This is a genomic window from Aeromonas simiae, assembly GCF_000820125.1.
Lineage (GTDB): Bacteria > Pseudomonadota > Gammaproteobacteria > Enterobacterales > Aeromonadaceae > Aeromonas > Aeromonas simiae.
The window spans coordinates 108,595-121,420 of sequence record NZ_CDBY01000044.1 but is presented as its reverse complement, the minus strand read 5'-3'; the positions used below and the strand labels follow the sequence as shown (position 1 = coordinate 121,420).

The 12,826-nt window shown below is 58.8% G+C and carries 13 protein-coding genes; 6 read left to right on the top strand and 7 right to left on the bottom strand.

Going from position 1 to position 12,826, the window contains the following annotated elements; all coding sequences use genetic code 11:
• Window positions 1-222: 222 nt before the first annotated feature.
• The 6 genes from BN1134_RS08185 to BN1134_RS08160 all read left to right on the top strand — a co-directional run bounded on the left by BN1134_RS08185 (window position 223) and on the right by BN1134_RS08160 (window position 7,406).
• The gene (locus tag BN1134_RS08185; protein ID WP_232300612.1) at window positions 223-2,685 is read left to right on the top strand and encodes a fimbria/pilus outer membrane usher protein; all 2,463 of its coding nucleotides are present in this window, start codon (window positions 223-225) and stop codon (window positions 2,683-2,685) included.
• Between the two features lie 26 nt (window positions 2,686-2,711).
• On the top strand, window positions 2,712-3,368 hold the full coding sequence (locus BN1134_RS08180; protein WP_042046492.1) for an EAL domain-containing protein: 657 nt from the start codon (window positions 2,712-2,714) through the stop codon (window positions 3,366-3,368).
• A 28-nt stretch (window positions 3,369-3,396) separates the two neighbouring features.
• Window positions 3,397-4,524: a fimbrial protein gene (locus tag BN1134_RS08175; protein WP_052449447.1), complete on the top strand. Its 1,128-nt coding sequence runs from the start codon at window positions 3,397-3,399 to the stop codon at window positions 4,522-4,524.
• Between the two features lie 218 nt (window positions 4,525-4,742).
• On the top strand, window positions 4,743-5,927 hold the full coding sequence (locus BN1134_RS08170; RefSeq protein ID WP_156991711.1) for a fimbrial protein: 1,185 nt from the start codon (window positions 4,743-4,745) through the stop codon (window positions 5,925-5,927).
• A 202-nt stretch (window positions 5,928-6,129) separates the two neighbouring features.
• On the top strand, window positions 6,130-6,930 hold the full coding sequence (locus BN1134_RS18870; protein ID WP_052449446.1) for a winged helix-turn-helix domain-containing protein: 801 nt from the start codon (window positions 6,130-6,132) through the stop codon (window positions 6,928-6,930).
• 107 nt (window positions 6,931-7,037) lie between these two features.
• Complete coding sequence (locus BN1134_RS08160) at window positions 7,038-7,406, top strand: FidL-like protein (RefSeq protein ID WP_042046486.1); 369 nt, start codon at window positions 7,038-7,040, stop codon at window positions 7,404-7,406.
• 66 nt (window positions 7,407-7,472) lie between these two features.
• On the opposite strand, the gene ruvX is transcribed toward BN1134_RS08160, so the two are convergent.
• The 7 genes from ruvX to metK all read right to left on the bottom strand — a co-directional run bounded on the left by ruvX (window position 7,473) and on the right by metK (window position 12,729).
• Window positions 7,473-7,892: a Holliday junction resolvase RuvX gene (gene ruvX, locus BN1134_RS08155; RefSeq protein ID WP_042046485.1), complete on the bottom strand. Its 420-nt coding sequence runs from the start codon at window positions 7,890-7,892 to the stop codon at window positions 7,473-7,475.
• 8 nt (window positions 7,893-7,900) lie between these two features.
• On the bottom strand, window positions 7,901-8,455 hold the full coding sequence (locus tag BN1134_RS08150; protein WP_042046484.1) for a YqgE/AlgH family protein: 555 nt from the start codon (window positions 8,453-8,455) through the stop codon (window positions 7,901-7,903).
• 84 nt (window positions 8,456-8,539) lie between these two features.
• On the bottom strand, window positions 8,540-9,493 hold the full coding sequence (gshB, locus tag BN1134_RS08145) for a glutathione synthase (protein ID WP_042046482.1): 954 nt from the start codon (window positions 9,491-9,493) through the stop codon (window positions 8,540-8,542).
• A 46-nt stretch (window positions 9,494-9,539) separates the two neighbouring features.
• Window positions 9,540-10,271, bottom strand: coding sequence for a 16S rRNA (uracil(1498)-N(3))-methyltransferase (gene rsmE / locus BN1134_RS08140; RefSeq protein ID WP_042046480.1), 732 nt, complete (start codon window positions 10,269-10,271; stop codon window positions 9,540-9,542).
• Between the two features lie 2 nt (window positions 10,272-10,273).
• The gene (locus tag BN1134_RS08135; protein ID WP_042046479.1) at window positions 10,274-10,954 is read right to left on the bottom strand and encodes an endonuclease; all 681 of its coding nucleotides are present in this window, start codon (window positions 10,952-10,954) and stop codon (window positions 10,274-10,276) included.
• Window positions 10,955-11,026: 72 nt separating this feature from the next.
• Entirely contained in the window at window positions 11,027-11,515 is a 489-nt protein-coding gene (locus BN1134_RS08130; protein WP_198133155.1) for a SprT family zinc-dependent metalloprotease, read from the bottom strand.
• A gap of 62 nt (window positions 11,516-11,577) precedes the next feature.
• Window positions 11,578-12,729, bottom strand: coding sequence for a methionine adenosyltransferase (gene metK, locus BN1134_RS08125; protein WP_042046477.1), 1,152 nt, complete (start codon window positions 12,727-12,729; stop codon window positions 11,578-11,580).
• Between the last annotated feature and the right edge of the window lie 97 nt (window positions 12,730-12,826).

The following is a 12,826-nucleotide window of genomic DNA, read 5'->3' as shown; positions in this document are numbered from 1 at the left end:
GGTCATGGGTAATCAGGAAAAAGAAAGTGCAGGGTAATTTACTCGATGAGGCGCTTTTTATCGCTCCCCATTCCTGTCTTGCCGTGCCGGCCTCGATGAATGGTAGCGGCCAATATCGGATCAGTTATCTGGATGACTTTGGGGCACAACGTTTTGCCCTTCTCTAATTAACTCGCTGGCTACGGGCATATATTGATGAAGATGAACAAGAGTGTTGTTGTGATGAGGATGCTGTTGTTGCAGGTCATCTCATCTACACTGCCGCTTTCTACCGTATATGCCGAAACTTTTAACTCGAGCCTGTTGGTGGGCGCCTCTTCCGATGTGGATTGGAACGACGATGCGCTGATGATTGCGCCGGGGGCTTACGAGTTTGAGGTTTATGTAAACCAGCAGTGGCGCGGCAAGTTCACGCTGCGGGTGGTGGAGAACCATGCCGATGCCATCTATGTGCGTCAGGCTGATATCCCCGCGCTCGGTATTTTGGATATTCCAGCGCAAAAGATGGCTCAGGAAGAGGAAGAGATCCCCCTCGCTGAGTTGCTCCATGGTGGCACGAGTGACCTGCAGTTTGGCGAGATGAAGGCCATGCTGGAGCTGCCCCAGGCCTATGTAGAAGAGATCAGTCGTAACTGGGTCAACCCCGACAAGTGGGACCCGGGCATCAATGGTTTCTACAGCAGCTACAACGCGAGCTACTACCGTGCCAGTGCCAAAGATGGTTCGTTTGATACCAACCAGAGTGCCTTTGTGTCACTGCACAGCGGGCTAAACCTGGGGGCATGGCACTTTCGTGATGTCTCTAACTTCAGTTATGAAGGCATCAGCGGTCAGCGTAGCTGGCGTAGCAACTCCCGCTATCTGGAGCGGGCGCTGCCGGAGATAACCAGCGTCGCCAGTGCCGGCGATCGTTACACCACCTCCAGCTATTTTGACTCGTTGCATTTTCGTGGTGTGACGCTGGACAAGGACGTGCGCATGCTGCCGGACAAGGATCGCACCTATATGCCGGTGGTGCGTGGGGAGGCCAGCTCCAGTGCCGTCATCACTGTCTATCAGGATGGCCACTCGATCTACCAGATGTCGGTTCCCCCCGGCCCGTTTGCCATCCGCGATCTGATGCCGACCGGTTCTCGTAGCGATCTCAATGTGGAGGTCAAGAACTCGGGAGGGAAAACGGAGCGTTTCGTGGTGCCGTTTGCCACCATGGCCGACATGATGCGTCCCGGTAGTGATGACTATCACTTCAATATCGGTGAGGTCCACCAAGAGGGAAATGACGAGCATCCCCTGTTTGCTCAGGGGACTTACATCCGGGGCATCAATAATTACTGGACCCTGTTCGGTGGGTTGACCGGCAGTAGCGACTATCGCTCCTATTTGCTGGGCAGTGCGGTTTCCCTGCCCTATATCGGCTCGGTATCGGCGAACGTGGAGCAATCTTTTTATGACCTGAACGGCCATAAGAAGAGCGGGGAGAAGTACTCGGTCTCTTACAGTAAGTACTTTGCGACCGAGACCAACTTGACGCTGGCTAACTACTACTATCGCACCCGTAACTTCCTCTCCTTCTCCGACTTCGTGTCGGCCAAGGGAGCCAAGACGGAGGCCGAGCAGCGTAACAAGCAGGTGTTCAGCGTCTCGTTGTCGCAAAACCTGCCCGACCCGTACGGCCGCTTCACCTTTGATGCCTACGTGAGTGACTACTGGAGCGATGACAAGGTCACCAAGCAGTACAGCCTGAGTTACAACAACAACATAGGTAAGGCGAGCTACACCCTGTCGCTGCGACGCTCGGATTATGACCAGAACTACGACGAGGTGCAGCAAGAGGAAGAAGGGGCGCTGAGTGCCCAGCTGAAGAGACATCGCCAGAGTGAAAACAGTGCTTATCTGAGTGTCACCATCCCGATGACGCTGTTCGACAGCCCCGCCAGCATGACGGCGCGCACCGCTTTCGACAAGCAAGGGTACCAGTCGACCAACCTCGGGATGAGCGGAGGGCTGGAGCAGGTGGACTATAGCCTGAGTGCCGCCCACGACCACCTGGGGAACAGCAAGTCTGTCGATCTCTACGGGGCATGGAATGCCAACAAGGTGAGCCTCAATGCCGGGCTGACAGAGGCGAGCGATTATCGCCAGGTCAGTCTGGGGGCCAGTGGGACCGTCCTGGCTTATGCCGATGATGTGCTGCTCACGGCCGAGACCGGCAACACCTTTGTCATCGTGGATGCGCCCGGCGTGGAGAATGCGGCCATCAACGGTGATAGCCGGCGCCGTACCGACAAGCATGGCCGAGCCCTGGTGTCGGGGGCGGTGGCCTATCGCATGAACGACTTCGTGCTGGAGAGTGACGACAAAACGGACAGTGAGGTTGATGTACTGGGAAATATTGCCCGCGTCGCCCCTTATGAGGGCAGTATCATCAATATCAAATATAAGACCGATACCCGTAAAAATTACCTCATGGATATTCGTGATGGAGGCGGGAATGAATTGCCGTTTGGTGCCGTAGTTTATAACGGCCATGACCAGGAAATTGGATATGTTGCGCAAGGGAGCCAGGTGTATATCAAATCGAATGAACTACCAGAGCGCATAAAAATTAAGTATCGCAAAGCCAAGGTGGCTGAGCAGTGCATTATTTATGATGTCCATGAAAGTGGCATTAATACCTGTAGTTAATCGTAGATTTATGTATTGAGGGTTTTATGCCTTGCTATCGTTTTCAGCCGATTGTCAATCTGCATACCGAGCACGTGATTGGTCATGAGGTATTGCTCAAAATGCACCAGTCGATCGACTTGGAAGCGTATTTCTCGACAATGACGACAACCAAGATGGTGGATCTGTTTTGCCGCCAGGTGGGGTTTGTGACCAGCAGCAAGCGCGGTAAGAAAACCTTCATCAATCTGCCGGTGGAGTCCTTGCTCGATGCCGCCCTGTTTGGCCGCATCATGAGCTCGCTGAGCCGTGTCGAAGAGATGCACCTGGTGATTGAGATTCAGGACCCGGAAGCGCTGCACCGCTTGCACGGAGAGGAGCTGCAACTGTTCTCCAACCATGTCCATGCCATGCGCAAGATGGGGGTGGAGGTCTGGATCGACGATATCACCGCCTTTGCCCTGATGGTGTGCATCGAGATGGGACTGAAAATCGACGGTATCAAGATCTCCCATCGCCTGTTTGCCCATTTCAAGGCCTTGGGTCAGGGGCTGACCGATTTTGTCAAAGCATGCCGCAAGGTGTCGAACACCATCCTGGCCGAGGGGATCGAGACGGCAGAGGACGTGCACCTGGCCATTGATGCCGGATGTGACCTGGGACAGGGCTTTCTCTGGCAGGAATTCTGCCTGATGGACTCCTGATGCTTCAGACATGCTCTTTGGAGGGGGAATGTTGATAAAGACATTGATGCTAACCGTGTTGCTGTGGTGCGTGGTGCCGGCCCAGTCGGCCGAGGTGGCCGCCCCCCGTGGGGCGTTTGCCAACACCTGTGACGTCACCGGCAAGGTGAAGGAGTCGGTCAAGAGTTTCAACTTCTCCAAGGCCTTCCTCAACAGCGATACCATCACCATCACCAACACCACGGCCTGGAACGGCCGGATGTACTGTGTGTGGGGGATTGGCGCCGATAACATGTTCTATTTCAGCGGCTTGATGGGCCCGAAAGACAACGAGCCCTTCTATGTCGAGTTCAGTGACAAGACCAGTGACACCACCTACTGGTTGAAATTCACCGTGGATTTTGACCCCTGGAAGAAGGTGGTGAGCGGAACCGCCGGTTTTCACTCCATCGGGAGCTATCAGACCACCTATACCCTGACCGTCACACTGCTCAAGAGCAGCCCCAAGGATATCAGCGGTAGCAACAGCAAGAAGACGAGCAACGGTGTCGTCACTATCATCCCGGCTGTGGTGAGCGGTCATGGGGGGGCCGACAAGGGCTCTAGCGCCATGCAATACGGCAACATAGCGCGTAATTACAACATCTATGACGTTGTTGCCAGCAATTGGGATTCGGGGCGCTTCATCGCCTTTGAACGGCTCACCATTGTCTTTAGCCCCAACCAGACCACCTGCGATGCGAAGGACACGACGGTGCAATTGCCTCCCGCGACGCTGGCTCGCCTGATCTCGCAGGGGCAGGCTCCGGGGCGCTTTTTCAAAATCCCCATCACCTGTGATTCGGGCACCGTATTGGATACATCGACCCGGCGTGTGACCTCCTGGTTGGCCAGCAACGATCTGCTCAACGAGGCGAGCAGCAGCACCATCATGGTCAATGAGGAGAGCGAAGCAGAGGGGGTGGGCATCTCGCTGCGCGATCACATGGGGCAGGATATCGTTCTGGTCAATACCTCTTCTTCTGGCAGTGACGCCACTTCGCTATTTACGATCGAGAAAGGGGAAAAACTCGATTCGGATTACAACGTCTACATGGAGGCCTACTACAAGGCCTATGACACGGTGAAGGCCGGTAGCGTGATGGCCACCGCCATGATCATGTTTAACTACGAATAAGCGCGTTTGCGCACTCATTAGAATGGATGGGCTCTGGGTTTCAGAATGCCCTCCTTCCTCGCTTTACCATGTCGATGTTCGCAAGGAGGTGGATGGCGGTTTGCCATCATCGTCGGTAAGGCAGGTTATCAGGCTTGCAATCACAGTGGGATGAGCGCCTTTGCTCACCAGATGATCACGATTGCATTGGTATCGAATCGACCGCGAGAGACAGTAACGTGTCAAAATTTTTCTATACCCTTTGCATGGCATGGGCCATCCTGCTGGTGCCCATGACGGGTCACGGAGCGACTCAGCCCCGTGACCCGCGTGGCTTACTTGGCGATACCTGTGATCCCTACAACGGGGGTCTTATCAGCGGCATCTTTCGCAAGAAACATGTTCAGGAGTCCAACAAGACCTGGAACCTCTCCCGTGCGTTTCTCAACGGCGTGGGATCCGTTTCCAAGACCTTTACCAGCAGTTGGTCGGGCAAGATGACCTGTACCTATGGGCTCACCGATAACATCTACTTCTTCAGCGCCCTCAACGGCGCGCCTTTCTACGTGGTGTTCAACGATAACGAGACGGCGCTGACCTACTGGATTAAATTCACCGTGACCGTCGAGAGCAGCAAGAAGGGGGTGAGCGGTATCGGGGGGACTCACAGTCTGTCGGGGTATCAAGGCTCCTATACCATCACGGCCAACCTGCTGACCCAAAAACCCTCGGACATCACCTCTGCCAACAGCAAGACGGTCAGCAGCGGCGTGGCCAATCTGGTGCCTGTGGTGGCCAGCGGCCATGGCGGTGCCAGCTCCTCGACCGGCGGTATCTTTAACCGCACCACCTATGGTCAGAAGGCGCTCAACTACATGATCAACGATACGGCGTCGAGCGGTTGGGATACCGATGATTTTCTGGCGTTCGAGACGCTGAGCATCACCTATGCACCGAATCAGACCACCTGTGAGGTGACCCATGATGTTACCATCACCTTGCCACCGGCCTCTTACGCCAGGCTGGTGAGTAATGGCACGGCCCCCGGCCGGCTCTTTGAGGTGCCCATCGAGTGTGGCAGCCAGACCAGTGTCACCACATCGACTCGTAACATCATGGCGTGGCTCTCCAGCCATGATCTGGTCGATGACAATGGCAGCACGGGCACCATCATGTCTAATAATGAGAGCAGCGCGGAAGGGGTGGGGATCATATTGAGCGACGTGATGGGCAAGACCTTGACCCTCTCCAACGGCTATTCCAGAGGGGCGGGCACGACGGAGCTCTTTAGCATTAGCAAAGGGGAGAAGTTGGAGAGTGACTACAACATCTATCTGAAGGCTTCCTACAAGACATTTGACGAGAAAAACCTGGTGCCGGGCACCATAGTCGCCACCGCCCAGGTCATGTTCAGTTACGATTAGCGCCTGCGCTAATGACTCGGGTGTCATCGTTGGCCGCAAGGACAGTACCAGCCGGCCATTTTCCAAATATGTGACAAGCAACGGGGTTGATATGCCTAGATAGGCGACATCCCCTCGCAGCTCGGCTTGATTTGCTGAGGGCATTGCTGTAGCTATATCGGGTTAGTTTGCTGGCTGGCTCACGGCTCTAATTAGGACGGGTATGCGTTATCTTATTGCCAATGCTGTTATTTATGATTCCGAGGCCGGGGTGTTGTCCGCTTACGATGACCCTGAAACGGAGGAGAAAAAACTCACGCCGACCGCCAATCGCATCCTGCGTCTGCTGATCGAGTCTTATGGCCGTGCCGTGGCGCGTGAGGAGCTGTTGACCAACGTGTGGGAGTCGCAGGGGCAAACGGCCTCTAACAGCTCGCTGAACCAGTACGTGAGCATACTGCGCAAAACCTTCGCGACCTTCTCCAATCTCGATGGTGTGATTGTCTCGGTGCCGCGTCTTGGCTTTACCATTTCTGATTGCATCACGGTCGAGGCCTTGCCAGAAGAGGCGCAAGAGCCCGCACCTATGCCTATCCCCGAGCCCGTTCTCATTCCGGCGACCTCGGTGCCGCCACAAAAAGGGCGACAGTGGGGCTGGGTGACGAATCTGCTGCTGCTGGTGGCATGTAGTGTATTTGGTCTCTCACTCTATGTGGCCAAGCATCACAGCGATGCCCTGTATGAGAATACGATTGAATTTGGCAAACTGGATAAGTGCACCCTGTATGCTTACACCAAATTGCCGGTTGATGTCGCGCACAGAATTCAGCAGTCGCTGGATGATATCGATCCTGAATTGCCTCACAAATGCCAACAGCGAAATGCGAAGGTGATCTTCTCCGCACAGCGCATGGTTTATTATGGTGAGGAAGGGAAAATCTTTATGGCGTATTGCCCGCAGGAGGATGAGGAGTCAGTGTTTTATTGCTCAAACAAGTATTTTTATAATCGGGTGCTGAAGTGAAAATACTGATCTCATGTGTTCTCCTGATACTCTCTTTCCTCATTTATCAGCATCGTCTGGAGGGATTGGCCGACTCGCAAGTTGACTATTTCTCTTGTGAGGGAAATATGGAGTACAACGACACCTCGCAGGAGCCGGATCTGCAATTTAGAGGGACCATCACCTTCAATATCGGAACGCAGCACCGCGGCTCCATGCTGATCAACGGCCACCTTGAGCGTAGCCAGGAGCACTACCGAGTCTTGCGGCTGCTGCACTTCTCCTACCGCCTGCCCAAGAGCAACGAGTACCGGCTGACGCTCGACAAGCCGGTGGTGATGGGCAAGGACAACATCCCCGATCCCCTGTTTGCCGAGGTGCTCAATCAAGCCAGCCTGCGCAACGAGATGTCGTTCTACATCAGCCCCATGGGGGAAAACGCGGTGGCCATCGGCTCGCTCTCCTCACCCATGATGGTGTGCGTCTTCACTGAATAAGGCGGCGGTGGCAAGAGAAAGGGGCCAGCAGTGATGCTGGCCCCTTTGTCATGGTCGGGTGGCGGTTCAGTAGTGCGACTCGAACCAGGATTCCAGAATAAGCTGGGCCGAGACGGCGTCCACGCTCCCCTTGTCGAGCGCCCGGTAGCCGCCGCGCTCAAACAGACGGGCCCTGGCATCGGTGGTGGTCAGGCGCTCGTCCTTGAACTCCACCGGTTTGCCGAAGCGGCCGTGCAGGCGGTTGCCGAACTTGCGGGCGCGCACCGTGATCTCCTGCTCGGTGCCATCCATATCGAGCGGCAGGCCGACGATCAGCAGGTCTGGCTGCCACTCCTTGATGAGCTTTTCAATCTCATCCCAGTTGGGGATCCCATCGTTGGCCTTGAGGGAGCCGAGCGGCGAGGCCGAGCCGGTCAGCTCCTGCCCAACGGCCACCCCTATGCTCTTGGTGCCGTAATCAAAGCCCATCAGGCTGCGTGAACTCATGGTGTACCTCAGGCGTGGCCAATCTGGCTGGAAAGATGCAGGGTGTTGATGCCGATGCTGGCGGCCGCCTTGCCCCAGCGCTCGTGCACCGGGGTGGCGAAGATGAGGCGCGTATCGACCGGCACGATGAGCCAGGCGCCATCGCTCAGCTCCTGCTCGAGCTGGCCGGCGCTCCAGCCGGCATAACCCAGGGTCACCAGCCAGTGGCTGGGCGCCTCTGCGGTGCCGAGCGTCTCGAGGATATCGCGCGAGGTGGTCACCATCAGCTCATCGCTCAGGGTGAGGCTGGAGCCAAAACCCGCTCGGTGGCTGTGCAGCACGAAACCGCGATCGCTGGCCACGGGCCCGCCCTGCAACACCGGCTGCTTCAGCGCCTGGGTGGCGGGATGGTCGATCTTCACCTGCTCCAGCAGCTCATCGACCTGCATGTCGGTGGGGATGTTGATGACCAGGCCCATGGCCCCCTCGGCGTTATGCTCGCACAGGTAGACCAGGGAGCGCTCGAAGTAGGGGTCCTGAAGGCTGGGCATGGCCAGCAGAAAGTGGTTTTGCAGTGTGTGCATGGTTCCGTGTCGCTTGTGCTGCGTGCTGCAAGTATGGCAGTTGCGTCGTCTCAATATTGAGGGGGCCGTGGCCCCCTCGCGTGGTCAGGCCTTGCCGAGCCTGCGCTCGATGGCGTCCATCAGCATGGCGCTGATGTGAACCGGGAAGGCGGCCTCAATCTCGCGGATGCAGGTGGGGCTGGTGACGTTGATCTCGGTCAGACGGTCGCCGATGATGTCGAGTCCGACGAAGATCAGCCCCTTGGCCTTCAGGGTCGGGCCCACCGCGCGGGCAATGGCCCAGTCCGATTCGCTCAGGGGGCGCGCCTCACCTCGGCCGCCAGCGGCCAAGTTGCCGCGGGTCTCGCCCTGGGCCGGGATGCGCGCCAGGCAGTAAGGCACCGGCTCGCCGTCCACCACCAGCACCCGCTTGTCCCCCTCCTTGATGGCCGGCAGATAGGTCTGGGCCATGCAGTACTGGCTGCCGTGGGCGGTGAGGGTCTCGATGATGACCCCGACGTTGGCGTCATCTTCCTTCATGCGGAAGATGGAGGCGCCGCCCATGCCGTCCAAGGGCTTCAAGATGACATCCTTGTGCTCGGCGTGGAAGGCGCGCAGCTTGTCGGCGCGGCGGGTCACTAGCGTGGTCGGGGTGTGCTCGGCAAACCAGGCGGTGTAGAGCTTCTCGTTGGCGTCGCGCAGGCTCTGGGGCTTGTTGACGATAAGGGTGCCCTCATCCTCGGCCCGCTCCAGCATATAGGTGGCGTAGATGAACTCGGTGTCGAAGGGGGGGTCCTTGCGCATCAGGATCACGTCGAGGCTGGAGAGCGGCTGATCGACGACCTCACCCAGGGTGAACCAGTGGGCATAGTCATAGTTGACGGTCAGCGGGCGCATGGTGCCAAACGCCCGACCGCCCTGCATGTAGAGATCCTTCATCTCCAGATAGAACAGCTCATAGCCGCGCTTTTGCGCCTCTTCGAGCATGGCGAAGCTGGAGTCTTTCTTGATGTTGATGGCCGAGATGGGGTCCATCACGATGCCGAGTTTGATGGTCATCGGAAATTCCTTCTGTGAGGGAGCCCGTCAGGGCAGGCTCCGGATATCAGGCCAGATCGCCGAAGCGGCACTGCAAGGCGGTGATGACGGTCAGTGCCGCTGTCTCGGTGCGCAGCACGCGCGGGCCGAGCAGCATCTCCTTGAAACCGTGCTCTACGGTAGCAGCAATCTCTTGCTCCGACAGCCCCCCCTCGGGACCGATCAGCAGGCGCACCCCGTGCTCGGGGGCGGGCAGGGTGTTGATGCTGTATTCGGCGCGCGGATGGAGGTTGAGCTTGAGATCCGGCGTCTCTTCACGCATCCAGTCGGCCAGCTCCATCGGCATGCGCACCTCGGGCACCCGGCTGCGGCCACACTGCTCGCAGGCGCTGATGACGATCTTCTGCCACTGCTCGCGCTTTTTCTCAAGCCGGTCGGCCGGCAGCTTGACGCCGCAGCGCTCGGAGAAGAGCGGGGTGATGGCGGTGACGCCGAGCTCCACGGCTTTTTGAATGGTGAAATCCATCTTGTCACCACGGCTGATCACCTGACCGAGGTGGATGGCGAGCGGCGACTCCACCGGGTTGTCGCGCGCCCCGGTCACCTCCACCTCGACCCCTTTCTTGGTCACGGTACGAATGACGGCGGGATACTCCTGATCGCCGCCGTTGAACAACACCAGTTCGTGGCCGGGCTGCATGCGCAGCACCCGCCCGACGTGGTTGGCCGCCTCCTCGCCGAGGGGGAGGGTCAGGCCCGGGGCGAGCCGGGCCGCTTCATAGATTCGTGGAATTCGCATGCTTATTGGCACTGTCTGTCGATGAAGGGGTTGCTGTTGCCTTGCAGCTTGCTGATGCGCTGGTTGCGCTCGCACTCCCAGGCGTCGACCGGGTACTGCCGGTCCCAGGCTTCGAACAGTTTACGCTGTTGGCCCGCCAGACGCAGCCCGTACTGCTGGCTCATATAGAGGTAGGCGCGGGCTATCTGGCCACGCACCGGCCCCTTGGGCGGCTGCACCTGACGGCTCTTGAAGTCGACCAGCATCTGGCAGTGGCCATACTGGTTCGGTTTGCCGTTCCAGTCGGAGAAGCCGTAGTTGGCGCGATCCCCGTTGACTTCGCCGATGGCCGGGAAGAGGTTATGCATGTCCCCTTCCATGGTGTTGAACTCACTGCTCTTGCCGCAGTTCTTACGCCCGCCCTCTTGCCAGCACTGCAACTGGTGACCGAACTCCCAGGCCGGCACCACATGCTCCCACTCGATGCGCGAGGCGCGAGCGGCCTGTTTGCGCGGCTGGTAGCCGCAGCTCTCCCAGTCGGGGGCCATCTGCTTGCCGTTGAACTTGATGTTGCAACCGCAATAGAAGGTGACGGGGTGGCTCTGGTAGAGCTTGACCAGATCCTGCTTGGCTTCACGGAAGGTCTGGGCCTGGGCACTGGCAAAGGTCAGGGCACCGAGCACGAACAACATCAGACGGGACATGAGCATTCCTTGATTTGGGGGTAAACAACGAAGGGCGCCTACCATACCACAAGCCGGTGACATCCTCTGCCGCTAGGCGGGGAGCAGCTCGGCGCGGCAGTGGCGGCAGTGATAGCGCGCCTCGCCACGGCGCACCTTGTTGTGGCGGCGCACCGAAAGCTGGTGCTGCTGGCAGGCGCAGCGATAGGCAAAGGTGCGCTCGGCCAGTGGCGCGAGGTCGAAGCTGTGGGTGACGCGCGGCTCGAGACCGAAGATCTCCTGCATCAGCGACTGCCACTGGCGGCCGTGGGGCAGCACCCGGCCCTTGCCGCGACCGGTTCCCCACAGGGCATAGACCAGCAGGTGCGCCACCTCGTGCGGCACCACCTCGGCGTGAAAGGCGGCCTGGTTGGCCTGGTAGAGGGCCGGGTTAAAGCGCAGCTCCCAGGTTTGCAGGCGGGCGCTGCCGGCGGCGCGACCGCGCAGGTCGCAGCGGATCTGCGGACGGGGGAAGGGGCGTCCGAGGCGGGCTTCGGCCAGGGCAAAACAGGCGTCGACCCGCTCGCTCAGGGCGGCGTGCATGGTGGTGTGCATCGGCATAATGAAAAAGGGGAGCCGTGGCTCCCCTCTTTGCTTCTCAAGCCTTACAGACCGGCGGCGCTGCGCAGCAGCTCGGCCTTGTCGGTCTGCTCCCAGGGGAACTCGGGACGACCGAAGTGGCCATAGGCGGCGGTGGCCTGGTAGATGGGGCGCTTGAGATCCAGCATCTCGATGAGGCCGTAGGGGCGCAGCTCGAAGTGCTCGCGCACCAGCTTGACCAGCAGCTCCTCGGCCACCTTGGCGGTACCGAAAGTTTCGACGCTGATGGAGGTGGGCTCGGCCACGCCGATGGCGTAGGAGACCTGCACTTCACAGCGATCAGCCAGACCGGCAGCGACGATGTTCTTGGCCACGTAGCGGGCGGCGTAAGCGGCGGAGCGATCCACCTTGGAGGGGTCTTTGCCGGAGAAGGCGCCACCACCGTGACGGGCCATGCCGCCGTAGGTGTCGACGATGATCTTACGACCGGTCAGACCGCAGTCACCCATGGGGCCGCCGATGACGAAGCGGCCGGTCGGGTTGATGAAGTACTTGGTCTCCTTGGTGACCCACTCGGCCGGCAGCACCGGCTTGATGATCTCCTCGCGCACCGCTTCCACCAGATCCTTGTGATTGATGTGCTCGGCGTGCTGGGTGGAGAGCACCACGGCGTCGATGCCGAGGATCTTGCCTGCGTCGTCATAGGCGAAGGTGAGCTGGCTCTTGGCATCCGGACGCAGCCACGGCAGGGTGCCGTTCTTGCGTACCTCGGCCTGGCGCTTCACCAGCAGGTGGGAGTAGGTGATCGGGGCCGGCATCAGCACGTCGGTTTCATTGGTGGCGTAGCCGAACATCAATCCTTGGTCGCCGGCGCCCTGCTCGTAAGGATCGCTGCGGTCGACACCCTGGTTGATGTCGGGGGACTGCTTGCCGATGGCGTTGAGCACGGCGCAGGAGTCGGCGTCGAAGCCCATGTCGGAGTGGGTGTAGCCAATCTCGCGTACGGTGTCGCGCACCAGTTGTTCGATGTCGACCCAGGCAGAGGTAGTTACCTCACCGGCCACCATGACCATGCCGGTCTTGACCAGGGTTTCGCACGCCACGCGTGCCATGGTGTCCTGCTTCAGGATGGCGTCGAGTACCGCGTCGGAGATCTGATCCGCGATCTTGTCGGGATGGCCTTCGGAAACGGATTCGGAGGTAAACAGCTTTGCCATGATTGCCTTTGCCTGTGGTTGAGGGGACGCCGCCCATGGCGACCTCCCCGATAAAACTGGATAAATTGTAGAGGTATCTACATCTGGACGTCTATTT